At 54.8% G+C, this 24,572-nt stretch carries 16 protein-coding genes; 6 read left to right on the forward strand and 10 right to left on the reverse strand.

From position 1 onward, the window contains the following. Positions 1–10 precede the first annotated feature (10 nt). The 4 genes from galU to smc are packed head-to-tail and all read right to left on the reverse strand — an operon-like array spanning position 11 to position 7,855. Positions 11–907: a UTP--glucose-1-phosphate uridylyltransferase GalU gene (galU, locus tag BM022_RS11205; RefSeq protein ID WP_091139341.1), complete on the reverse strand. Its 897-nt coding sequence runs from the start codon at positions 905–907 to the stop codon at positions 11–13. 27 nt (positions 908–934) lie between these two features. Next, positions 935–3,019: an NAD-dependent DNA ligase LigA gene (gene ligA / locus BM022_RS11210; RefSeq protein ID WP_091139342.1), complete on the reverse strand. Its 2,085-nt coding sequence runs from the start codon at positions 3,017–3,019 to the stop codon at positions 935–937. Then, positions 3,016–4,272 carry a cell division protein ZipA gene (locus BM022_RS11215; RefSeq protein ID WP_256209134.1) on the reverse strand — a complete coding sequence of 419 codons (1,257 nt, stop codon included), beginning with the start codon at positions 4,270–4,272 and terminating at the stop codon, positions 3,016–3,018. Before BM022_RS11215 ends, ligA begins: the two co-directional genes overlap by 4 nt. 22 nt (positions 4,273–4,294) lie before the next feature. Next, positions 4,295–7,855, reverse strand: a complete 3,561-nt coding sequence (smc, locus tag BM022_RS11220; protein ID WP_091139344.1) for a chromosome segregation protein SMC — start codon at positions 7,853–7,855, stop codon at positions 4,295–4,297. Positions 7,856–7,990: 135 nt separating this feature from the next. Between smc and queF the strand changes: the two genes are divergently transcribed. Together queF and BM022_RS11230 are read left to right on the forward strand one after the other, a co-directional pair. Further along, the gene (gene queF, locus BM022_RS11225; protein ID WP_091139345.1) at positions 7,991–8,410 is read left to right on the forward strand and encodes a preQ(1) synthase; all 420 of its coding nucleotides are present in this window, start codon (positions 7,991–7,993) and stop codon (positions 8,408–8,410) included. A 218-nt stretch (positions 8,411–8,628) separates the two neighbouring features. Further along, a complete protein-coding gene (locus BM022_RS11230) occupies positions 8,629–10,092 on the forward strand; it encodes a transglycosylase SLT domain-containing protein (RefSeq protein WP_091139347.1) in 1,464 nt (487 codons plus the stop codon). Between the two features lie 56 nt (positions 10,093–10,148). On the opposite strand, the gene BM022_RS16465 is transcribed toward BM022_RS11230, so the two are convergent. From BM022_RS16465 to BM022_RS11250, 4 genes are all read right to left on the reverse strand, one after another. Then, positions 10,149–10,241, reverse strand: a complete 93-nt coding sequence (locus tag BM022_RS16465; RefSeq protein ID WP_177191702.1) for a hypothetical protein — start codon at positions 10,239–10,241, stop codon at positions 10,149–10,151. Then, positions 10,229–11,125, reverse strand: coding sequence for a hypothetical protein (locus tag BM022_RS15565; RefSeq protein WP_177191703.1), 897 nt, complete (start codon positions 11,123–11,125; stop codon positions 10,229–10,231). The genes BM022_RS16465 and BM022_RS15565 overlap by 13 nt, the downstream gene beginning before the upstream one ends. 650 nt (positions 11,126–11,775) lie before the next feature. After that, a complete protein-coding gene (locus BM022_RS11245; protein WP_091139352.1) occupies positions 11,776–12,681 on the reverse strand; it encodes a pirin family protein in 906 nt (301 codons plus the stop codon). Positions 12,682–12,702: 21 nt separating this feature from the next. After that, entirely contained in the window at positions 12,703–13,044 is a 342-nt protein-coding gene (locus tag BM022_RS11250) for a DMT family transporter (protein WP_091139353.1), read from the reverse strand. Between the two features lie 187 nt (positions 13,045–13,231). On the opposite strand from BM022_RS11250, the gene BM022_RS11255 reads away from it, so the two are divergent. The 4 genes from BM022_RS11255 (at position 13,232) to BM022_RS11270 (ending at position 22,023) form a co-directional block, all read left to right on the forward strand. Beyond that, positions 13,232–14,386, forward strand: a complete 1,155-nt coding sequence (locus BM022_RS11255) for a DUF1207 domain-containing protein (RefSeq protein ID WP_256209139.1) — start codon at positions 13,232–13,234, stop codon at positions 14,384–14,386. A gap of 221 nt (positions 14,387–14,607) precedes the next feature. Continuing rightward, positions 14,608–16,380 (forward strand): single-stranded-DNA-specific exonuclease RecJ, encoded by a 1,773-nt coding sequence (recJ, locus tag BM022_RS11260; protein ID WP_091139356.1) that lies wholly within the window; start codon positions 14,608–14,610, stop codon positions 16,378–16,380. Between the two features lie 153 nt (positions 16,381–16,533). Next, positions 16,534–19,980, forward strand: coding sequence for a transcription-repair coupling factor (gene mfd / locus BM022_RS11265; RefSeq protein ID WP_091139358.1), 3,447 nt, complete (start codon positions 16,534–16,536; stop codon positions 19,978–19,980). A gap of 408 nt (positions 19,981–20,388) precedes the next feature. Then, entirely contained in the window at positions 20,389–22,023 is a 1,635-nt protein-coding gene (locus tag BM022_RS11270; protein WP_091139360.1) for a sensor domain-containing diguanylate cyclase, read from the forward strand. A gap of 22 nt (positions 22,024–22,045) precedes the next feature. Here the strand turns inward: BM022_RS11270 and BM022_RS11275 are convergent, their stop codons facing one another. Both BM022_RS11275 and purT read right to left on the reverse strand, forming a co-directional pair. Next, the gene (locus tag BM022_RS11275; protein ID WP_256209135.1) at positions 22,046–22,885 is read right to left on the reverse strand and encodes an SH3 domain-containing protein; all 840 of its coding nucleotides are present in this window, start codon (positions 22,883–22,885) and stop codon (positions 22,046–22,048) included. 185 nt (positions 22,886–23,070) lie between these two features. Then, positions 23,071–24,291: a formate-dependent phosphoribosylglycinamide formyltransferase gene (purT, locus tag BM022_RS11280; RefSeq protein ID WP_091139362.1), complete on the reverse strand. Its 1,221-nt coding sequence runs from the start codon at positions 24,289–24,291 to the stop codon at positions 23,071–23,073. Between the last annotated feature and the right edge of the window lie 281 nt (positions 24,292–24,572).

Below are 24,572 nucleotides of genomic sequence, written 5' to 3' on the forward strand. Positions count from 1 at the left end.
AGGATGGGGATTAGCAGGAGCCCTCAGGCAGACAGAGGTTCTGATATCGCGCATCGAGATAATGCGCAAACTCCTTGCCGACCTCAGGATGTTCGAGCGCCAAAGCTAATGTCGCCTTCAGGTAACCTATCTTGCTCCCGCAGTCGTAACGCGTACCTGCAAACTCGTATGCCAGCGCCCGCTCCTCCTGCAATAGCGAAGCGATGCCATCTGTGAGTTGAAGCTCACCCCCTGCACCAGGCTGGATTTTTTCGAGGTGCGAAAAAATTTTGGGCGTCAGTACATAGCGGCCAACTACGCCAAGAGTGGATGGCGCGTCTTCGGGCGCAGGTTTTTCGACTATGCCGATGATGGGATGCAACCGCTTCATTCCCGGCCCGCATTTAACGATTCCGTAGCTGCCGGTTTCTTCCTGCCCCACATTTTGCACAGCCAAAATCGAACACCCATTTTGTTCATATCTATGGCACAGTTGCCCAATGATCGGCTCTTCACCAACCAGCAAGTCATCGGCCAGCAGGACTGCGAAAGGAACATTCCCCACCGCCGGACGTGCGCATAGAATGGCGTGGCCTAAACCTAATGGAGCGGACTGGCGGATATAAATGCAGGAAATATTTTTAGGTAAAATGTTTCGCAGCATTTCCAGGGTATCGCTTTTACCCTTCGCTTCCAGCTCGGCTTCCATTTCGAAGGCTTTATCGAAATGATCTTCAATGGCGCGCTTGTGACGTCCGGTTATGAAAATCAGTTCCGTTATGCCGGCAGCAATAGCTTCCTCAACCGCGTATTGGATCAGTGGCTTATCAACGACCGGCATCATTTCCTTTGGACTTGCCTTGGTAGCGGGCAAGAAACGGGTACCCATACCTGCAACAGGAAAAACAGCCTTGGTAATCTTGGGCATGAAAAAACCTCGCGAGAATGGAAAAATTTAGCTCAGGTCGGCCTGTGACTCTTGCAATAATTGTAGTAACCCCGCTTCGTCGAGGATGATTATTCCGAGTTCAATAGCCTTATCGAACTTGCTGCCCGGATCTGCTCCAGCCACGACAAAATCGGTTTTTTTTGAGACACTGCCCGTGACTTTTCCACCTTGGGCTTCAAGTTTCTCCTTTACCTCGTCACGTGCAAGGTTCGGCAGGCTGCCCGTCAAGACGAAGGTTTTACCCCTGACTTTACCGCTGCCGGCGCTCGTGCCCGGAACCGACTGTGCCTGCCGCATGGCCTCCCCTTCGTTCTCCTTCCAGCGGACACCGCTTGCGCGCAACTGCTCTATGATTTCGAGATTGTGTGACTCAGAAAAAAAATCGGCAATGCTCTGCGCCACGACCGGCCCTATGTCGGGCACGCGACCCAAGATTTCCACATCGGCACCTATCAATCGGTCCAGCGTGCCGAAATATGCCGCGAGATCCCTGGCAGTGGTTTCGCCGACGTTACGGATACCAAGAGCATATATGAAGCGCGCCAGCGTGGTATCTTTACTCTTTTCGATCGCGTCTATCACGTTGCCAGCCGATTTGTCCGCCATGCGCGCCAGCGCAGCCAGAGCAGATATACCAAGTTTGTAAAGGTCCGCCGGTGTCCTTATAGCGGCGTTATCTACCAACTGCTCCACCAGTTTGTCTCCCAAACCGTGAATGTTCATGGCGCGGCGTGATGCAAAATGCAAAATAGCCTGTTTCCGTTGGGCTGGGCAGTACAATCCGCCTGTGCAACGGGTCATCGCCTCCCCCTGCAAACGTACCGCCTTCGACCCACACACGGGGCAGTGGTCAGGCATCACAAACGCCTTGACAGAGGACGGCCGCTTATCTTTCTGTACAGCGACCACTTCGGGAATGACATCGCCCGCGCGCCTCACGATCACGCTGTCTCCAATCATGACATCCTTGCGCCTAATCTCATCCTCGTTGTGCAGCGTGGCGTTGGTTACCGTTACGCCGCCTACAAATACCGGCCTCAGCCGCGCCACGGGGGTTAACGCACCGGTTCTGCCCACTTGAACGTCGATCCCGAGCAATTCGGTGACCGCTTCCTGAGCCGGAAATTTATGCGCGAGCGCGAACCGCGGCGCTCGCGAAACAAACCCCAACTTGACCTGCTGGGCCAAGTCGTTGACCTTATACACGGTGCCATCAATGTCATACGGCAACTGTCCCCGCTTTGCCCATATCTCACGGTTATATTGCAGCATCGCTGCGAGGCCGACTACGGTCCTGCGTTCGAGCACGACCGGAAAACGCAACGACGCAAGGTAATCCAAAACCTGGTCGTGTTTATCGCGCGGCACGTTTGCCCCTTCGTATGCGCCTATGCCATAAGCAAAGAAGGCGAGTTTGCGCATAGCCGTTATGCCTGGATCAAGCTGGCGCAACGCCCCCGCAGCGGCATTGCGCGGATTGATGAACTCCTTCAGATTTCTTTCACGCTGCTGCCGGTTCAGTTTTTCAAAATCAGCCTTCAACATCAGCACTTCCCCGCGTACCTCGAGAAAGGAAGGCGTTTGGCCGGCCCGGTTTCCGACTCTCAATGCCAGCGGAATCGACCGGATGGTGCGCAAATTCAGGGTGACATCTTCCCCAACATAACCGTCGCCTCGCGTCGCTCCGGTCCTCAAAATACCATCTTCATAGCAGAGGCTCACGGCGAGACCATCAAATTTGGGTTCTACCGCGTATTCGACGCTACTGATCCCCAGGGTCTGCCGCACCCTTCGGTCAAAGGCCTCAACCTCGCCCTCATCAAAGGCATTGCCGAGGGAGAGCATTGGGGTACGATGAACAATTTGCGAAAACGCCTTGAGCGGGGGGGCGCCTACGCGGCGGGTGGGGGAATCGGGCGTGACAAGGTGCGGATAGCGCTGTTCAAGCTCTTCCAGTTCCCGAAACAGCTTATCGAACTCCGCATCGGGGATGGTCGGCGTGTCCTGAACATAATAGTTGTAATTATGCAATTCGATAATGTCGCGCAGTTCCTGTACACGACGCACCACCTGATCTGGGCGTTCGCTCACGCAAACAGCCTCAGCGCGAGCTTACCGCCGGCGGGAAGATTACGCGCCTGCATCAGGGACTGAATCGTACTCAGTTGCTGCTTGATTTTCCGGATACCGTTATCGGTCAAAGGAACACGATTATCGTCCACCATGAGGCCACCGAGCGCGTCGGCAACAGCCCCGGCAACATGAACCATTTCCCCAAAAATGATCGGGCCGTTTTCCACCCGTGACACGTCGAGAAGAAATGTTACGCCATGAGTCGTCAGCATGCGCATGCTGGAGTGAAGAAATGGCGCAGGCTCGGAATTCCCGAGCGAAAACACAGCAGTTCCCCTTTGATCATAATAGTGAAACATGCCTTCTGTTCCCAGCTTGAAGCCTGATGACTCAGCCAGAACCTGAATTTTGGCGCCAGTAAACACGCTATTGTCCACGCTGATGATATTGATGCCTATCATCACGTCCACTTCCGCACAAAATTCGTCCAGTGAGACCGCCCTTGCATGTGCCTCACGAATATCGGGGCAATTCACTTCGGCCTTCAGGCGCGTAGCCAGGTTCTTTGCCAGATCGCGAAATTCGGCGAGGCTCACTTCGCTCACGGGCCCGCCGCGGTCGGCAAGCTGGAGGCAGCCGCGCAAATTGACGTAACCGCGCGTACCGGGGGACTCTGTGGAAATTTCCTCCCACGAGGCGCCTGGATCCCGCTGCCCCAGCCAACGCACCGGCTTGCTGAAATCAAACTTTCGCTGCAGCACCTCCGCCAGACTCGAGTCCGGGATCACCGTTGCCGCATGGATGTCAACTACATAATCCACGCCCGGATCCTCTATCTCGTCATTGTCACCCCCCCCAACACCAACAGTCCCAGCAGCCTCAGCGCAACGGGCTGTTGCCACCACCCGCTCAGAGAACCCGGCCGTCTCCGGATCTCGCGTTATATTTTTCGGTCCGGGCTGCGGTTCTAGTCCGGGCTGCGGTTCTGGCGGGAAATCCGCCATGTGTTCAGCCGCTTCCACGGACAAGATGCCAGGATCCGCATTAAATTCAAGCGTGGGTTCATTACCGAGCTGCGGCTCAATCCTTTCCCCATCTCCGACTGAGGTACCGACTGACATGTCAGGACGTAGCAGTACGTCTTCGGGTTTTTGGCCGAACGCCTGTTCGGCGCTTCGACGGTAGCGCCGTTGCTGCATCCAGTTAAATAAGAGCACGGCCATGATCACGACTATACCAATCGCAATCAAGCTGATCTGCAATTCACTCATATTGTTTATCTCAACCATGCTTTCAGGTCGCCATGGCCGCGTCGCTCAACCGGACAGCCTCTTCGATCTCCACGGCCACCACTCGCGATACGCCCTTTTCCTGCATGGTAACGCCGATCAATTGGTGCGCCATTTCCATCGTAATTTTGTTGTGGCTGATAAAGATAAACTGGGTTTGGCGCGACATTTTGCGCACAAGATTGCAAAAACGTTCGGTATTGCTGTCGTCGAGAGGGGCATCCACCTCATCCAGCAGACAAAACGGGGCGGGGTTGAGTTGAAACAAAGAGAACACAAACGCCAATGCTGTTAATGCCTTCTCACCCCCGGAAAGCAGATGAATGGAACTGTTTTTCTTGCCTGGTGGCTGCGCGAAAATTTGTATGCCGGCATCCAGAATTTCCTCGCCCCTCACGATCAGTTTCGCTTGTCCGCCGCCGAACATGGTGGGAAACATTTCTTCCAGATGGACATTAACCTTGCCTACAGTTTCCAGCAGTCGTTGTCGCGTTTCTCGGTCTATCTGACGAATTGCACTTTGCAGGGTCTCGGACGCTTCCTGCAAATCCTGCGACTGCGAGTCCAGATAAGTCTTACGTAACCGGCACGACTCTAATTCATCAAGCGCCCCTGGATTCACCGCTCCCAAGGCTGCGATTTCCGAAGTCAGCCGGGTAATCTCGGCTTGCAAGGCCGAAGGCTTCGTTTTTCCGAGTATTTCTATGAGCTCCCGCTCATCAGTCCCGGAATCTTTTAAATGTTCTGCAAACTGATTCTCGGTGATTCGCGCTTCTTGTTCCTTAAGCCGGACTTGGCCGATAGCTTCCCGCAGCGGCGGTATTTTTTGCTCCGACGTCATGCGTGCCTGCTCAATTTCGCGCAATTCACCCGCAACCTCTTCAAGCGCATTGCGCGCCATCGCCAAGCGTTGCTCACGCTGATCACGCTGCTCGAGCCTTTCCTGCAGGAGGGAATTCAGTTGAGTCTCGTCAAAAGTTATTTGCTCGGCCTGCAATTTCTCCAGATGCGCCTTGAGCTCAACAATGTTATCGTCGATAAGCCTGATAGAGCTGACCACCTCCGCGATTTTGTGCTGACAGTTTTTTTCCTGAAACACCGCTTCCTGCAATTCCCTGCCGGCATTCTGTACAAGCTGCCGCTGTGCGTTCAGAAACTGTTCTGCGATCTGCCTCGCTCTTTTTTCCTCATGCACCTGGCGTTCTAAAACGGCAAACTCAGCTCGATATGCCGTCAGTTTTTTTTCAGCATCAACCTTGCGGGATACTTCTCCTCGGGCTTGGTGCTCGATTTCGGCAAGTTCGCTTTCTATTTGCTCGGACCGCTGGTTCGTCCGTTCCGCCAATTGTGCAAGCTTTAACGCCTGCATCTCTGCATTGTGATGCTGTTGCTGAAACTGCCCGGTCTCGGCGCGCAAGCGTGTTACAGATGTTTCAAGCTCGGCGTACCTTTCTTCTGCCTCCTGCAGCGTGGATATTCCAATTGATCGCTCCGCCCTAAGGCCATCCATTTCCATCTTGATCTCGCCAATCTCCCGTTGCCGAGCCAGCACGCCATGCAACTGCGAGTCGGGGGCATAATAGGTCAGGCTGTGGCGGGTAATAATGTTGCCTTCACGCGTTACCAGCATTTCGCCGGGAGAAAGCCCTGCGCGCTGGACAAGACCCACTTGCATGCTTTCCGCGACAAATATCCCTCTCAACCATTCGGCCAGTACCATTCGAAGTTCTGCCCGATCGTATTTCAGATATTGTTGCAGAGGAGTCAAAAGCGCTTCTCGTTCCGGCACCTCCCCGGCTTTTGCGGCTGATTCCCGTTGCTCCGCTTGCGCTCCCAGCCCATTTGACTCGAACAGCGCGCATTTCCCCGGCGGCGGGTCGCCCGCCCACTCATCCGATAATTCCAGTCGCTCCAGCTCCGCACTGTTCAGGCGCTCGCGCAGCACTGCTTCAAGCGCGTCTTCCCATCCCTTCTCGATCTGAATACCCTCCCACAAGCGAGGTAAGGCATCAAGACGATGCTTGCTCAGCCATGCGCTCAATCTCTCGCTGCCTTCGAGACGATGCTGTAAGCGCTGGAGAGCCGTAAGCCGAGCTTCAGCCTTGATAATCTGCTGCTCCAAAGCCTGGACCTCGCGACCTAGCTGATATTTCTCCTCGCTTGCACCTTCCAGCAAATTCTCGGTCTGAGCCAACGTCTCCCGTTTCTGTAAAAGGACCGCGGCGGCATCCTCGGCGCGCTGGTGCAGGCACGATAATTCGTCAGCGCCAGGCTGTGACAAGGCGTCGCGCTCGGTAACAAGCCGCAGGCGACGCGATTCGAGCTGGCCGAGGTTTTTTCCCGCATGGTCGCGATGACTTTCTTCCAGGCGCCCGGCCTGCTCAACCAGCAGCAGCCTGCGCTGCGTTTCAGTTAACTTTTCCTGGCACGTGCGAAAGGTCGCGTCAGTCTCCGGTAATTTTTCATTCTCCACCGCAGCCTTTTTCTTACCCGCCTCCCGAGCCAGCATCGCCTGGTCAAGCTCCTCGCGCCAGCGCCTTAAACTGTCGGCGGCATCTTCCGCTTGCCTTACCTTGTGCTCAAGCTGGTCCCCTATTATTGCTATTTGCTGCCCGATACGCTGGCGATTTTCACGCAGGTGCCGGATCTGCTGTTCTATATGCGCCACGTCCGCGTTGACCGCATAAAGCTCGCCTTGCGCCTCATGCACGCTGTCAGTGGTGGCATAATGCGAAGTGCGTTTTTCCTCCAGGCATTTTTCGATGCCGCGCAACGCGGCAGTTTCCGCTTCCAAGGCCGTTTGCAGTGACCGGTACTCCTTTTCGGCTAGCGTACGCCGCACCGCCGCTTCCTGCTTGCGGGCGCACCACAATAGATTTTGTGCCTTGCGCAACTCATTGGTCAGATCCTGAAAACGGGCGGCAACCCCCGCCTGTTGCTCCAGACGGACCAACTGCTTTCCCAGTTCGTGGCAAATATCGGTTAAACGCAGAAGGTTTTCCCGGGTATCGGCAAGACGCAACTCGGTCTCGCGGCGGCGCTCCCGGTATTTGGAAATCCCGGCGGCTTCTTCCAGATATACACGCAGTTCCTCCGGTTTCGCCTCGATAATGCGTGAAATCATTCCCTGCTCGATGATGGCGTAGCCGCGTCCGCCGATGCCCGTGCCAAGAAAGATATCTGCTACGTCCCGGCGGCGCACATGAATGTTGTTGATGTGGTAAGTCGACTCGCCATCCCGTCGCAAGACCCGTTTAATGCAAATTTCCGCATAGCTCGACCACTGCCCCGCGGCTTTGCCATACCTGTTGTCGAAAATCAACTCCACGCTCGCGCGCCCGATCGGTTTCCGATTCACAGAGCCGTTGAAAATCACATCTTGCATGGACTCGCCGCGCAATGCGGATGCCCTCGACTCTCCCAGAACCCAGCGCACCGCGTCGATAACGTTGGACTTACCGCAACCGTTTGGTCCTACGACGCCGACGAGATCGCCCGGAACCGGGATGTCAGTGGGATCGACAAACGACTTGAAACCGGCGAGTTTGATATGGGAGAGACGCAATTTGTCGTTTGCAAACAGTTATAATGTGCAACCCGGAAAAACGACCTCTTTAGTCACTTAGTCATTTCTGAAGGGACGTGCCGATGGACGTACCTGCGGGCAGACCATTCTAACCGATTTGACCGAGATAAGAGAATGCCAAGTAGCCCTACAAAAACCCTGGAAATGTTTCCAAACCCGACGCCCAAGCGGGATTACCAGATACACATGGAAATTCCCGAGTTTACCTGCCTATGCCCCAAGACGGGACAACCGGATTTTGCCACCCTGATTCTTGATTACATTCCCGACAAGAAATGCGTCGAGCTCAAGAGTCTCAAGCTCTACATTTGGTCATATCGCAATGAAGGAGCATTTCACGAGGCGGTGACCAACCGTATCGTCGACGACCTCGTTGCCGTTTTGAAACCCCGATACCTGCGCCTTGCGGCAAAGTTTAATGTGCGTGGGGGCATTTTCACCAATGTCGTGGTGGACCACCGAAAGGCGGGATGGGAACCACTGCCGGCGGTTGATCTGGCGAAGTTCGAGCACGCGTCGCCTACACGAGGATGAGAGCAGGTTTTTATTAAGGGATCGGTCCTGAGCCATATCCCGTCCTTCCCAATTCTCATGGCACGTCAGGAAAAGTGATATCTTAACCTGTACCTGATCCGTGCCCTAGATGCGCAACCTCACAGCATTTTGCGCTGTTCGGTTCAGCTTTTTGAACGAACTGGTTATCCTAACGCATCTGTCGGGTAACCTCGACATTAAGAAAAATTAGAATAGACATGTCGATTCCCCTACGCAGCACCCGCACGTCAATTAGCGCCCTGTTCCTCAGCTTGGCACTCATGTCGGGGGATATCGCCTTTTCGGCTGAACCCACCGAACCAGGACGCGCATCGCTACCGTATAACAGCGTGGAACTGCCCGAAACCAATCCCGTCGTCGAAAGCGATTTCGGCACGACCGATTCGGACATGGATAATAGCAACATGGACGCGCACACCCGACCGGCGGATCTATGGGAACGAATACGTCATGGTTTCGCCATGGCTGAACTGGACAGCACTGAGGTACGACACAACGAGGATTTCTACGCAAACCGCCCGCAATATCTGAAGCGCATTATTGAGCGGAGCAGGCGCTATCTCTTTCATATTGTCGAGGAAGTGGAGCGACGCGGCATGCCCGCCGAAATCGCGCTGCTGCCGATGATCGAGAGCGCCTTTAATCCGACAGCATATTCCAATCGCCGTGCGGCCGGAATATGGCAGTTGATCCCAGTGACTGGAACGACTTACGGATTGAAACAGAACTGGTGGTACGATGAACGCAGAGACATCATCGGCGCTACCCGTGCTGCGCTCGACTATTTACAAAATCTCTATGGCATGTTCGGCGATTGGGAATTGGCACTGGCCTCATACAACTGGGGCGAGGGTGCGGTGGGCCGCGCGCTGGTGAAGAACCGCAACAAGGGACTCCCAACCGATTTCCGTAACATGAAGCTTCCGCCTGAAACCCGGAACTATATTCCCAGGCTGATCGCGATAAAAAATATCATCTCGAACCCGGCAGCATTCGGTATCGAGCTTGAATCCCTGCCCAATCAGCCCTACTTCGAGCAGGTTTCAGCAAAACGTCCTATAGATGTACGGCTGGCGGCATGGTTGGCGGACATCTCGGTTGATGAGTTCAAGGCGCTGAATCCGGCGCATAATCGACCCGTCATCAACACTGACGGATTAGATGCCCTGTTGATCCCAGTAGATAAAGTTGAAATATTTGCCGAGAATCTGCGAAATCACGATCGGCCGTTCGTGTCCTGGCAAGTCTATCAGGCAAGAGACGGCGATAACGCCGCAGAGATCTCGAAACGGTATGGAATCAGCTTGCGAAAGCTGAGGGAAGTGAATGATCTGGGCAGAAGCGGCGAGATGATACCCGGTCAGACATTGCTGGTCCCTGGTAATGGAAGCGCCGGGACCGCCGATATTTCGACGATGGCGAGTAAACCTGCGACGCCAAGATTACTCGAGCGCCACTTTATACATCTGGTGCGTGGGGATGACAGTTTGCATGAAATCGCTAGGCGCTATGGTGTCACTGTAGAGCAGATCAAGGCATGGAATGGAAATCCGAAACACCTCGTCATAGGCAAAAAACTCATCCTCCACCTTCCTGCCTCCACCGGAACAACTCCATCTGCGCCAGCAAATCGCAGCACTTCCCAAAAGAAACGAGCGTAGCGAGCGGCCTGCCTGCCTGCCTGCTAACTATCAAATCCCGGATCCAGCGAGAGTCCCTAATTATCCGGTAATTCCGGAAAGCTTGCCAAACCCCGCTTCCGATAACGCACGACACACATTCCGACGAGTCCAAATGCTACCAGGGCCAATATGGCTGGTTCCGGAACGGTACCAACTTCGGTTGGAGGGATGGGGCCGTCGTTTTCCCCGCTTGGGCCGTCGCCACCGCTACTTGGACCCGTACCGCCATCTCCATCCCCCCCTTCGGGCCCAGCGCCAGGGCTGCCACTATTACCGGAGCCACCCCCGCCGGGACCGCCACCCCCACCGGGACTGCCGCCACCCCCCCCGGGTTATTGCCGCGATTGGGGTTTGTACCGTCAACGACAACACCGCCAATACCTCCGCCCGTCACGATCCCACCTCTGCCGAATCGGGTACCGGGCCCATTAAACCCAGTGCTGACGAAACCTGTATCCGCGCACAGGCTTTCGTGCCAACCGTGTTTGTTTGACTGCTCATTGTGCCATTGCACGCAAGCGTCGCGCGGGCCTCGTCGTACTCCAGCCGGTGCTTGTGCTGTAGCCGACCCAGTATCGTGGATTCTCTCAGAATGTTCTTCGGAAGGCTCCCACACGGCTGTTACGATACCCAACAACGCGAGGAAGTCGATGACCTCATTCTCGTCGTTGTCTAAAAGGGCGATTTGATCTGCGTCGCCAGCATCGTTCGGCAAAAAACCAAATGCGGGAAATCTCGTCAGATTTCCGTCGGGCCATGGCAAGCCAGAGGCCGAAGGGAACTCAAAAAGCAGAGCGAAGCCGTGTTGCGAATTCCCCAACGACAGAACCTTCTCATCGCCGGGTGGCCTTCCTAAATACGAACTGACGAGCAAAAGCGCGATCATCTCATCGGTTTTCGAGGCAACTCCAGAGATGGAGCTAATTCCCCTGTCATCGCCGCTCTCATCCTGGGCAAGCGTTATATCGTTGTAAGCCAGTGGAATCGCGTAAGCGCCCATGGAGATTAGCATTAATAAAAAAACGGCTCCGGACTTTAACAAGAATGGGGACATCTTCATGATGTGCTGGGCCTTGCGTATACCAATCCCAAGTGAACCAACGCTCGAGCTAGGTTCAGCCGTATTAACAGATTATTGCGCCTTCGCAGGTGAACGTTTCGACCATCCCTGGTGCTACCTGACGCATCACGTCCATGTACCCATCGTAGCAACTTTAGCAACCGGGACAATTGGACCTTGGTACATCCCCGGCCAATGGACGAGGGGACGCAAGGTGGGACTCACTGTTGAAGCTTGAGTATTTTTCGCATCGTCAACTGCAACAGCGATGCCCACCGAATCCTTGCAAACAGGATCCGTTGAGTGAGAGTCGCAACGTGAAGCTATGAGGGGGGTTATCTAATAGATGGGAGAAGAACACTTCGGACCAAAGTCCGCACGAAAGCGAAAGCAGTAACAAGGATAACGCCGAATTCAGCTTTGGATCTAAGGGAAATATACTGCCTATGCTTCAATCCGTAGATCCTTGCTCATCCGCAAACTTTGATAGGTCCTTGCTAGGCCCCTTCGGTGCCCCCTCGCAGCAGGTGGCATCAAGGAGCACTGAGCACTATCGTTGATCCTCCGCCGACAAGTACGAGCCGTGCTTGAGGTCTTATGGTCTATGCCCCGGTGCCTCGTGGTTGTCCCATTCGGCCGCTTTCAAAATCCAGGATTGCCTGTTTGATCTCTTCCGCCGTATTCATGACAAACGGACCGCTGCCGCTGATCGGCTCGTCAATTGGCTCGCCAGCAAGCAGCAGTATGGATGCTTCACTTGCGCTTTCTATATTGATGTGGTCGCCAGCGCGCTCAAACAAACCAACCTCTGCAGTATCAACCGTTTCTCCGCTGCTTACGCTTACTGAGCCCTTGCGCACTACCAATATCGCGGTGTAACCCTCGGGGATCGGCAGGGATAATTTGGTAGGCGTTGTGAATTGAATATCCCATAAATTGATGGGTGTAGACGTCTGCGCCGGTCCTCGAACCCCAAGACATTCTCCCGCAATGACCCGCACATGCCCGCTCGCGGCGGGAAGAGCCACGGTGGGAATTTGATGGTCAGTAATGAGTTGATAGCGCGGCGGCAACATTTTGGCCTTCGCAGGCAAGTTAACCCACAGCTGCATCATCTCGAGGACGCCGCCCTTTCGCGCGAAATCGTGACCGTGAAATTCTTCATGAATAATACCGGAGGCTGCGGTCATCCATTGCACATCTCCCGGACCAATTTTTCCGCCCCCACCAGAACTGTCACGATGTTCCACTTCGCCGCTGTAAACGATAGTTACCGTTTCAAAGCCGCGATGGGGATGGGGACCCACGCCCAGGGATTTCTGTGTCGGGGGAGATTCGGTTGGGCCAGCATAGTCAAGAAGCAGAAATGGGCTGATGGTCGGCCCCAAGCCTGGATAGGCGAAAAGCGTCCGCACAGGAAAGCCGTCCCCTACCCAGTGCTGATCTGCACCATGCAAAACACGCGCCAGCGTCTTGGACGCTCCTCCAGTCCGCAGATTCGGTAACATGATGTTCTCCCATATTTGCACCTAATGAAGCTGATTAATCGCCGACTTCGAAAACACATTCAACACAACCACCCCTGCAACGATCAGGGCCAGTCCAACGACAGCCGGACGATCGAGTGATTGCCCAAGAACGATCCAGGCAATCAACGTGATGAGCACGATGCCTACACCCGACCAAATGGCGTAGGCGACTCCCACAGGCATCGTTTGCAACGTGAGCGACAAGAAGAAGAACGCCGTGGCATAACCAGCGATGACGAGTAGCGAAGGCCAGAGTTGGGTAAAGCCAGCGCTTGACTTCAATGCCGACGTAGCCACGACCTCACTGATAATCGCAAGTGAAAGGAATAGCCATTGATTCATCTTGATTCCTGAATAAGAAAAATCAGTTTAATTATAGTAAGGAAAACGCTGACCCGGGCGTATACGGAACCCTCCAAACCGCAATATGTGCCCTACCGTACCGACCCCCCATCGTTTCCTTTCAATACTTGAGGTCGAGGCGATTTCAAGAGGGAAGCGTCTGTAATTTTGAAAAGGGGGGAACTTGGTGCGACTTCGTTTTATTCTCGCGATGATGTTGTCCGGTGTTTCCGTTGTCAGAGCTGCAATACCTGACGACTCCTATATCGCCGGATATGCTGCGGGTGTGCTCAAGCAGGGCTTCAGGATCTATCATCCGTCATTGAAGGTGCAGCACGGCATAATTATGATCCAGGCGGAAACGATACCCGCGGACGAGCGCGCCAAGGTGTTGCAAGCATTATCGGAGATACCTGGCGTTACGGCGGTAAGAGTAGAGCAAGGCGCCGCTCCGCAGCCTATCGCTGCTGCTCCACAGTCTATCGCCGTTGCCCCTGCGCAAGATGAAGCGCAAGCAAAGGCAATTACCGAAGAAGGCATACCGGCAGCGGGCGCGGTCCTTCTCCCGACCGGCATGCTCCCGGAAGACCATCTGTTCAAGCCCCTGCTCGCAGACCCGCGGTGGGCACATTTTTCCGCTGCCTACCGTAATTATGTCGGCAACAACATCGACGGGAATAATAATGGGGCGGTGAGTTTTGGTGAAACCATACCCTTCTACCGGGCAAATTTAGGCAGATACGCAGCGCAGTGGGAGGTGGGTTTGCAGGCCGCCGTCTTCAGCGACTTCAATCTTGGGGCGCCATCCTCGGACCTGATCAATACAGATTTTATTGCCTCCGCTTATGCCAGTGCTAGAACAGGCCAGGCGTCGGCTTTTGCCCGCGTCTATCACCAAAGCTCCCATCTCGGTGACGAGTTCCTGCTGCGAAGGCTGACCGACGTGGAGCGCATCAATCTAAGCTATGAAGGAGCCGATCTCAGGCTTTCCTATGAGCTTCCCTATGGGTTACGGGTGTATGGCGGAGGAGGCGGGATTTTTCACAAGGAGCCGTCCACACTCAAGCCGTGGATGATACAGTACGGTATGGAGTACAGAAGTCCGTGGCGGATCGTGTTCGCGTCAATACGCCCGGTTGCCGCGGTGGATATAAAAAACCATGAGCAAAACAACTGGAATGCCGACGTGTCAGCACGAGCCGGAATCCAGCTGGACCGGTTTCAATCTTTCGGCCGCAGGCTTCAGTTCCTTGTTGAGTATTTTCATGGCAACTCTCCCACCGGCCAATTTTTGCGGCAGCGCGTCGACTATCTGGGAATTGGGGCGCACTACCACTTTTAGAATGACCCATCTCAACACCATCGTGAAAAGCCGTAAGCGCATCGTACCTCAACGATAAACGGAGCTAATTGCGGTCCCCGCTGGTGGAAAGTGAAGTAAATATATTCCACTGATAAATTCCTAACAACCTGACGGGCCACTCCAACCTTCCAGCTTGGCCTTATTCCGCATTCGAGCGAGGCGTATACTAGGTGCCTATCCAGAATCGTCATTTCTAGCGCATGCCCAGCACCATCTCCCGCGACTTCTCCCCACGTGCTTTCGATACTCTCACTGGTTACGGCATCCATCCTGTGCTGGCGCGGGTCTATGCCGCTCGCGGCATCGAAGAACCCGGACAACTTGATGTGGACTGGTCTCGGTTGGCTCCCTTCGAGGGCCTGAAAAATGTTTGCCAGATGGCCAGATTTATCGCAGAAGCAATTGCTGCGCGCAAACGCCTGCTGATTATCGCGGACTATGATTCGGATGGGGCCACGGCGTGTGCCGTTGGTATACGCGCCCTGAGAAAGTTCGGCGCGAACGTGGACTATCTCGTTCCCAATCGTTTTGAGTATGGATATGGCCTCACGCCTGAGATCGTCCGGCTCGCCGCCGACGTCGCCGGCCCGGATATATTGATCACGGTGGATAACGGTATCGCCAGCGTGGAAGGGGTGGCCGAAGCCAGGCGGCTCGGTATGCGGGTGCTGGTGACCGACCATCATCTTCCAGGAGATGAACTACCCGACGCCTTGATTGTGAATCCTAACCAGCCGGGCTGCGGTTTTCCCAGTAAGCATCTTGCCGGCGTCGGCGTAATATTTTATCTCATGCTGGCCTTGCGAGCGGAATTGCGAGCCAAGGGAGCGTTTGCCTCCGGTAAGGAGCCTAATCTCGCCAGCCTGCTTGATCTCGTCGCGCTCGGCACGGTAGCGGATGTGGTGAAACTCGATAATAACAATCGCATTCTCGTGCATCATGGACTGCGGCGTATTCGCAATGGTCGCGGCTGCGCAGGAATTAATGCCCTGCTGCAGGTTGCACAGCGCGATTTCTTGTGTGCCTCCGCCCACGATCTGGGTTTTGCACTGGGGCCGAGATTGAATGCCGCGGGACGGCTGGAGAATATGTCGCTGGGCATCGACTGCCTCATCACGGACGACAAATCCCATGCTTTGCAGATAGCGCTTCAACTTGATTCACTCAACCGTAAACGGCGGGAAATTGAAGCAGACATGCATGCCAGTGCGCTCGCGCTGCTGGCGGATGCGCTGCCAGGTCAATACCCGGCGGACGAGCAAACTCAGTCGTCAACCATCCACGGCCTGAGTCTGTTCGATTCCGGCTGGCATCAAGGCGTGATCGGGATTTTGGCTTCACGCATAAAGGACAAATACCACCGCCCGGTAATCGCATTCGCGCCTGGCAATAATGATGAAATAAAAGGATCGGGCAGATCTATTCCAGGATTTCATCTACGGGATGCGCTGGATCTGGTCTCAAAACGCCACCCTGGCCTTTTGCTCAAGTTCGGCGGGCACGCGGCCGCAGCTGGGCTCACCTTACGTGCTTGCGACTTCGAAAAATTTCGTCAAGTCTTTGAGCAGACTGCGCAGGCGTTGCTCGCGCCTGCCGATCTTAAGCATGTGATTGAAACCGATGGCGACCTCGACGAATCGGAAATAAATCTCGAACTGGCCGTGCAGCTCACGCAACAAGTGTGGGGACAGGGTTTTGCCCAACCCGCGTTCCGTACCCGCTTCCGTGTAGAAGATCAGCGTGTGGTGGGACAAAAACACCTGAAACTCAAGCTGAGAAAATCTAATACCACTACTGATAATCGTCATGGCCTGTCAGAAAAACCGGCACGCCCGTACGATGCCATATTGTTTTCCTCAACGAGTACGTTACCAGAGGTAATTGATGCCGTTTACCGATTGCAGGTGAATGAGTTCAATGGCAACTCTACCCTGCAATTCATCGTGGACCATTGGTCGCCCGCCGATATATAAGCCGACATCAAGCGCCGAGTCTGCCGTTTACAGGAACGCAAAAAGTTTTTCTCCCCATGATTTGTGTGGGTATTGACATATAATGTCGATCTTTTTTAAAGTGCCGCCCCAAACTCGGGGGTTTGCCGCACATTTACGATCGTACCGCAAGCGATGTCTTTCAAGCTGACCGTCCCGCCCTCTGGCTCCACGATTCGATATGGCCATTTCGATGGTTCCGGCGATTCGCTCGCGCTCGCCCAGCTGGCAAAGCAAGCCAAACCCATCGTTATCATCACGTCCAGTGCGCTCGATGCACAGCGGCTGCTGGAAGAAATTCCCTTCTTCGCACCTGAACTGAGCACCCGCCTGCTGCCAGATTGGGAAACATTGCCCTATGACACCTTCTCTCCTCATCAAGATCTGATATCCGAGCGGCTCGCCACGCTTTATCAACTCATGAGCGGCGCGTGCGACATCCTCATTGTTCCCGTCACCACCGCGCTGTATCGCATGCCGCCACCAGAATATCTCGCGGCCCATACCTTTTTTCTCAAGCGCGGCGATACGCTCGATCTGGCCTCGCTCCGCCGGCAGATGACTTTGGCGGGTTACAGCCACGTCACCCAGGTGCTCTCGCCCGGCGAATACAGCGTTCGGGGCGGCCTGGTTGACCTGTTCCCCATGGGCAGCTCCCTGCCTTATCGTATCGACCTGCTGGATAACGACATCGAAACGATTCGCACATTTGACGTGGATACGCAGAGAAGCGTCTACCCAGTCAGCGAGATCCGCTTGTTGCCTGCGCGCGAGTTTCCCCTTGATGAGGAAGGCCGCACCCGTTTCCGTGGCAGCTTCCGTGAAAAATTCGAGGGCGACCCATCAAAAAGCCGTATTTATAAAGATATTAGCAAGGGTGGAACACCCGGCGGGATCGAATACTATCTGCCGCTATTTTTCGATCATACGGCGACCCTGTTCGACTATGTACCGCCAACCATGCTCCTGTGCCTGCACCGGGAGATATATCCCGCAGTCGAAAACTTCTGGAGCGACACTCAGGCGCGTTACCAGATGCTCCGCGGCGATAGTGACCGGCCGCTGCTGAAACCGAGCGAGCTATTCGTAACAACGGATGCGTTCTTTGGAGCGTTAAAGCCTTACTCGCGCGTCGAGCTCCAGCTGGGCTCCCAAAACCCGACAATAAGAGCCGAGACCGGGCCGCTCCCTCCTCTCCAGATCGACCGCCGCGCTGATCATCCGGCAGAAAAACTTTCTGCATTCATAACGGATTTCACCGCCGCCCCCAATGCACGTGTATTACTTCTGGCAGAAAGCGTTGGCAGGCGCGAACTGATCGCAGACCATCTCCGGCAATACCACCTGAGTCCCGATATCTGCGAGGGGTACGCGCAATTTCTGACAAGCGGGTCAACCTTCATGCTTGGGGTAGCGCCCTTGCATAATGGTTTCGTCTGCCCAGGTGAAGGGCTCGCCTTCATCACGGAGAGCGAGCTATACGCCCGACATCTGCATGGCCGACGCGAGCGCGATTCCCGTAAAGCGTCCGCTGTGAGCGATGCAATGCTGCGAGATCTCTCGGAGATCAATCCGGGTGATCCAGTCGTACATGAACAACATGGCATCGGCAGATACCGTGGCCTGGTAAGCATGGATATGGGTGACGGTGCGACAGAATTCCTGTCGCTTGAGTATGAAGGGGGCGATAAGCTGTATGTACCAGTTTCGCAGCTGCATCTTATTGGAAGATACAGCGGCGCGTCTCCCGAGGCCGCACCGATGCACAAACTGGGCAGTGGTCAATGGGACAAGGCCAAACGGAAAGCGATGCAGCAGGTCCGCGATACCGCTGCGGAATTGCTCAACCTATATGCTCAGCGCAGCGCACGCCAGGGTCATGCATTCCGTTTTGGCCAGCACGATTACGAAGCGTTTGTCGAGGGCTTTGGTTTCGAGGAAACACCCGATCAGGCTGCCGCGATCGACGCGGTCATCGAGGATCTGAGTTCGGATAAACCCATGGACCGGTTGGTCTGCGGCGATGTGGGTTTCGGCAAAACCGAGGTGGCCCTGCGGGCTGCTTTTATTGCGGTGGCTGATGGCGGACAAGTAGCCCTGCTCGTGCCCACGACGTTGCTGGCGGAACAGCATTTTCAGAATTTTTCTGACCGCTTCAGCCTGTTAGCCGACGAGTGGCCGGTAAAAATTGCCGAGTTGTCGCGTTTCCGTTCTTCTAAAGAGCAAACTCAGGCACTGGCAGGACTGGCGAAGGGTGAAATCGACATTGTTATCGGCACCCATAAGCTTATCCAGAAAGGCGTGAAATTCAAAAACCTGCGTCTGGTGATCATTGACGAGGAACATCGCTTTGGCGTGCGCCACAAGGAGCAATTGAAAAGTCTGCGGGCGGAAGTGGATGTACTCACGCTCACGGCCACCCCTATTCCCCGCACCCTTGCCATGTCGCTGGAAGGGCTGCGCGAATTTTCCGTGATCGCGACTGCGCCGCAGCGAAGGCTGGCGATCAAAACCTTCGTCAGCCGTTTTTCTGAGGGCGTTATCCGCGAGGCCTGCCTACGCGAACTGAAACGTGGCGGTCAAATTTATTTTCTGCACAATGAGGTTGGCACCATTCAGTCGATGCACGACAAACTGGTCCGGCTCCTTCCCGAGGCGCGTATCAACATCGCCCATGGGCAAATGCGGGAACGCGAGCTGGAACACGTGATGAAAGATTTCTATCAGCAGCGCTTCAACCTGCTGCTCTGCACGACGATCATCGAGACCGGTATCGACGTCCCTACTTCCAATACCATCATCATCAATCGAGCGGACAAATTCGGCTTGGCGCAACTGCATCAATTACGCGGCCGCGTCGGCCGTTCACACCATCAGGCCTATGCATACTTACTAATCCCCGAGGAAGAGGCGCTTGGCGCCCAGGCTCGAAAACGCCTCGAAGCGATCCAGACGATGGAAGAGCTGGGCGCGGGCTTTTATCTTGCCATGCACGATCTGGAGATCAGGGGAGCGGGGGAAGTACTAGGCGAATCGCAAAGCGGCGAGATGCAGGAAATCGGTTTCAATCTCTATTCCACAATGCTCGATGCTGCCGTTCGCGCATTGAAAGAAGGCAAAGAACCGGATATCCAGCATCCACTTCGGGTTGCTACCGAAATCAACCTGCATGTCCCTGCATTACTGCCGGAAGACTATTGCAGCGACGTACATGAACGCCTGATCCTGTACAAGCGTATGGCCAACTGCACCAATGACGAACAATTGGACGAGATTCAGGTAGAATTGACAGACCGCTTTGGCCTCTTGCCAGACCCCGTCAGGGCATTACTCGATTGTCATCGCTTGCGTATTGCAGCGACACCGTTGGGAATTACTCGTATAGAAGCAACGCCTGACTACATCCAGGTGCAGTTTACGCCTAATCCACCTGTCGACCCCGGGAGAATCGTGGCGTTCTTGCAACGCAGTCGTGACCATCAGCTATTCGGCCCTGACCGCCTGAAAATAAAAACTCAAATTGCCGCGGTCCGTGACCGTGTAACTCGGATAAAAAGTCTGATTGCTGAGTTAACCACGTAACGAGCCTGACTTAAAGGCTGTTCTATTCGTCACTTCAATGCTGGGACGGCCTTGCGATATGAGTCTGGGCGGTGTAAGTCCATCCGCCAATGAGACCCTTGGCCGGTTCTTCTCAGGCTCGTGCTGGGGGGCTCCAGGTCTCCTCCAGTATGGTATGGTACGCGGTACAGCACTACATTTCTTGCGCCTCCTGCCCTAGCTCGACCCGGCAGATTACTTTCGAGCTGGTTGTAAGTTTTGAATTGCGTTGTCACCCTGTCGAATAACACGAAAATGCCTCTAAATCCGCGATATTGCTCGGTATAAATATAAAAAACTCTAATCGCAATTGCCGCTTTTCGGATAAGTACTCTGCATTTCAGTCGTAACTTGTCCGTTAAACAGACTATTTGCAAAAAAGCGTATTCAATGATGTTCAAAAGCATCAAGAGCAAGATTGTCGTGTTCGCGGTCATGGCAACACTTGTGCCGTCGCTAGGGCTGGGGCTGCTCTCGTTCAGGCAAAATGAGGCGCAGATCAACGATAATGTCACACGTGAGCTCCGCGCTCTCACCAATTACGCTATCCGTGAAATAGAACTCTGGGTCGAGAAGCGGGTACACGAGACGCAGGTAACATCCGCCTCCATCGTAGTGATTGAAGGGTTGACCACAGTTAGCCGACCGGCGAACACAAGCGGCAAAAATCGGGCTGCCGTGGCTCGCTATCTGCGTTCAGTACAAGAAAAACTCGACACAATATTGGAACTGACGGTAGTGAACACGGCCGGAGAAGTCGTAGCCAGCAGCGCAGAAATGCCTACGTCCGTGACGATCCCCAGCAACTGGCTGGAAACACGCGTGATTGTTCCACCTCATTGGGATAAGCAATATCACGCGCCGACACTCAGCATCGCGGTTCCGGTGTTGTCATATGGCGATGTACTGATAGGTACGATGGTTGCGGTACTGGACCTGCGTAACCTGAAACCTTACCTGAAAAGTGCAACCAAATCCCCCCCTGGGGAAGTGCTGCTGCTTGATTCGGACGGCAGAACATTGATCAGCAGTTATGCCAACATGGACGAACTGGCCCAACTGGATCCCGCGTTACTAAGCCGCCTTCGATCACAAACCGGCAACTCGATTGCGTTTCAGGGTTTAACACATAAGCAGGTCATCGGATTGGCAGACGGCGCCAGCGAACTTTCGGTCACGGTCCTGGCGGAACGGGATCGCGCCGAGGTCTATGGCGCTTGGATCGAACTGCGCAATATCTTTCTAGGGCTGGTGGCCGCCCTCGTGCTAGTCGTGACTGCCGTGGCATTCCAGATGGGTCGTTCGATCGTGGTGCCGTTAAGACGGTTGATACGCGCCGCTGACCGTATTGCCGCTGGCGATCTTGAGGTGCGACTCAGCGCAACGCGCCGCGACGAGCTCGGTCATCTTACACAGGTATTCAACCAGATGACAGACCGCCTCCGCCGCAACCACGCGGAGATCATGGCAGCCAATGAAGCGATGCAACAACAGAATCAAGTGCTCAAAACACTTTCGATAACCGACAGTCTGACTGGCCTGTATAACCGAAGCAAGCTCGATTCGATCTTGACAGATCAGCTCGCGCGCTTTAACCGCAACCATCGGCCATTCACGTTGCTGATGCTGGATATCGATCACTTCAAGACACTCAACGATACTTATGGCCATGTCGCCGGCGATGAAATCCTCACCGCTGTAGCGCGGATACTTCTTCAGTCCATACGCAGTATTGATTACGCCGCGCGTTACGGCGGGGATGAATTCATTATTATCCTTACCGAAACTTCAGCAGAGTTGGGCTGGAAAACTGCGGAGAGAGTTCGTACCCAGGTGGAAGCCCTGCATCCGACTGTGAAAGGCTCGGCAGTCTCCCTGACAGTCAGTATCGGCATAGTTGAATCTCAGCCGGAGGACACAATGCCGACAGAGGTATTCGCACGAGCTGATCACGCGCTCTATGAGGCGAAGCGCGCTGGCCGCAACCGTGCTTATTGTCCTCTTTTGGCAAAAACCGAAGCTTAGGGGCATTCTGACATTGTTAACCTTATGGCTTGCCTACCTGTGCTTCCACCAACGTGTTCAATACCCATCCTGCGCCGCCATCGGCTGTACTTACGTGAAGCCAGTCGCCGCGATAGGACTCGGCTGTCATCAGCGAATCGCGTTTCAAGGTCTTGACCACAACGGAGCTCAAGCCCGGCTTCTGTCGCAAATTGCTGTTGCTGGTCGCGCGCAGCGGAATAGGAACCTGGAACGAAACGGTGACCTGATCCGAAGCCTTGCGCATGCGGTTGCTCGTTATCATATCTATAAACTGACGCGCCTGAGCAGCATGGTCCATGGCAGCGGCATAGTTTTCTTCCCCGTACGAAGCGGTAGCCGCATTTAGCAGCCGCTGTGCCTGCATTTGTAGTATCTGTTCGGACCCGGCGATTGGCGACGATTTCAGGTTTCCCATCACCATTTCAACTTCGGCAATAGCCGAGGCGGCGGCAGGGCGTGTGGCCAAACGTCGCAGCTTTACCTGGGCCTGAGCAGCTTGACTGCTGGTTTCCTGCAATGTCTTGGCCTGATCCTGCTGCCTGACCTGTTGACTGCGGATATGCGCGTCTTTCTCTGCCAGCACCTTCTGCAGGCGTTCAATTTCCTGATGCTGCGCGTCTTTTTCCGCGAGGAGCTTTTCAAGTTCGATTTCACACGGTGCCTTCGCCGACGGTTCCGCAAGGGGAGCAGCTACGATCGGCTCTGGCTCGGGCTCCGAACCACTCGGTTTGGTAGGAATGCTGCAGCCTGCAATACTTAGGCCAAGTAACAAAAGAATTGTCCGGCCTGGGATATGCCCCAGCCCGGCGTCCACCACGTTGCGTTGGTTAAAAAATCCCATGGACTTGCTTATCTCCCAATCTCCCGCGGTTTTTACGCATCGGATGCACGGTTACCGATCAAATAATTTCTGGAATGCGGTCGAAATTCCCGCAAACACAGCCCTGTTCCTTCGTACCCATCCAGACCCGGAAATTACCGGCGGCTGTAGAGGTGCTCAAGCTCGGTTTTACTTTACCTTTCCCTTTACTCATCGGCGCTGGCCAATGGAGTCACCCTGCCGGCAGCGAGCTTGGCCCGCTCCCTTGCCTCGACGGTATCAATACCGTTCGCCAACGCCACACCCATGCGACGCTTGGCGAATGACTCGGGCTTTCCGAACAGTCGCAGGTCAGTTCGCGGCACGCGCAATGCTTCGTCTACTCCGGTGAAGGTAATCGCGGGTTTGTCCATCTGTCCATAAATTACGGCGCTTGCGCCCGGTTCCCGCAGGCGCGTATCCACGGGCAAGCCAAGAATCGCGCGTGCATGAAGCTCGAATTCGCTCTGAACCTGACTGCACATCGTTACCATGCCGGTATCATGGGGACGCGGACTGACCTCGCTGAACCACACTTGATCCCCCTTCACAAATAGCTCCACGCCAAAGATCCCCAAGCCGCCAAGATTGGCCGTAATCGCTGCCGAGATCTGGCGCGCCCGCCGCAACGCCAGCGCGGACATTGCCTGCGGTTGCCAGCTTTCCACGTAATCACCTTCAATCTGAACATGACCGATGGGTTCGCAATATTGCGTTTCCACTCCGCCGCTGACGTCCAGTGCGCGTATCGTAAGCTGAGTTATTTCATAGTCAAAGGGGATAACACCCTCGACAATTATCCGTCCCTGGTTTACCCTGCCGCCACTCACAGCATAGTTCCAGGCGGACTCGACCTGTTCCGGGCCGTTTATAGTGGATTGGCCTTTTCCGGATGAAGACATTACCGGCTTTACGATGCAAGGAAAGCCGATGCCAGCTTCTGTTGCGGCGCGCAGTTCTTCCAGGGTGCTGGCAAAAACATATGGTGAAGTAGGCAAGCCAAGTACCTCTGCCGCAAGTCGACGGATTCCTTCGCGGTTCATGGTGAGCTGCGCAGCGCGCGCGGTTGGGATGACGCGAGCGATTCCCAAGCGCTCGATCTCTATCAGCATGCTTGTGTCAAGGGCCTCGATCTCTGGCACGATAAGATGTGGCCGCTCATGTTCCACCAATTCCCGCAGCGCAGCGCCGTCTGCCATATTAATGACATGGGCGCGGTGCGCGACCTGATGCCCGGGCGCGTTTGGGTAACGGTCCACCGCAATGGTTTCGATACCCAATCGTTGCAATGCGATGATGACCTCTTTGCCGAGTTCACCGCTGCCGAGCAACATGACCCGTGTCGCCGAACGACTGAGAGGTGTTCCGATATTAAGCGGGTTGACCATAAAAAATACCCTGTTCCAGCAACCACCTTCAAACGCTGGCGGTTACCTTGGCACTCATCGAGTGTCACAATGCCGCGTGCCGCTTTAAAAAAGCAAGTGAGATTATATCTTCTGGCCGAGGATTGAGTAATTCAATTCGTCCCCAACTCGGATGTTTGAGGAATTCGATATGGAAGTAAACGGCGATTACTGGCAGAATACGCTGCCGCTAAAGCGTCTTGCGCCCGATGCATAGCTGCAGGGCTCGGACGCCCCCTGGTTAGCCCCGAGAAATATACACC

The sequence above is a fragment of the Nitrosospira sp. Nsp14 genome (assembly GCF_900113575.1).
GTDB lineage: Bacteria > Pseudomonadota > Gammaproteobacteria > Burkholderiales > Nitrosomonadaceae > Nitrosospira.

What these genes read in the sequence shown, in the direction of transcription:
- galU (WP_091139341.1), bottom strand. Translation starts at nt 907, where the DNA reads ATGCCCAAGATTACCAAGGCTGTTTTTCCTGTTGCAGGTATGGGTACC.
- BM022_RS11215 (WP_256209134.1), bottom strand. Translation starts at nt 4,272, where the DNA reads ATGAGTGAATTGCAGATCAGCTTGATTGCGATTGGTATAGTCGTGATC.
- queF (WP_091139345.1), top strand. Translation starts at nt 7,991, where the DNA reads ATGCCAAGTAGCCCTACAAAAACCCTGGAAATGTTTCCAAACCCGACG.
- BM022_RS11230 (WP_091139347.1), top strand. Translation starts at nt 8,629, where the DNA reads ATGTCGATTCCCCTACGCAGCACCCGCACGTCAATTAGCGCCCTGTTC.
- BM022_RS15565 (WP_177191703.1), bottom strand. Translation starts at nt 11,125, where the DNA reads ATGCTAATCTCCATGGGCGCTTACGCGATTCCACTGGCTTACAACGAT.
- BM022_RS11245 (WP_091139352.1), bottom strand. Translation starts at nt 12,681, where the DNA reads ATGTTACCGAATCTGCGGACTGGAGGAGCGTCCAAGACGCTGGCGCGT.
- BM022_RS11250 (WP_091139353.1), bottom strand. Translation starts at nt 13,044, where the DNA reads ATGAATCAATGGCTATTCCTTTCACTTGCGATTATCAGTGAGGTCGTG.
- recJ (WP_091139356.1), top strand. Translation starts at nt 14,608, where the DNA reads ATGCCCAGCACCATCTCCCGCGACTTCTCCCCACGTGCTTTCGATACT.
- mfd (WP_091139358.1), top strand. Translation starts at nt 16,534, where the DNA reads ATGTCTTTCAAGCTGACCGTCCCGCCCTCTGGCTCCACGATTCGATAT.
- BM022_RS11270 (WP_091139360.1), top strand. Translation starts at nt 20,389, where the DNA reads ATGATGTTCAAAAGCATCAAGAGCAAGATTGTCGTGTTCGCGGTCATG.
- BM022_RS11275 (WP_256209135.1), bottom strand. Translation starts at nt 22,885, where the DNA reads ATGGGATTTTTTAACCAACGCAACGTGGTGGACGCCGGGCTGGGGCAT.
- purT (WP_091139362.1), bottom strand. Translation starts at nt 24,291, where the DNA reads ATGGTCAACCCGCTTAATATCGGAACACCTCTCAGTCGTTCGGCGACA.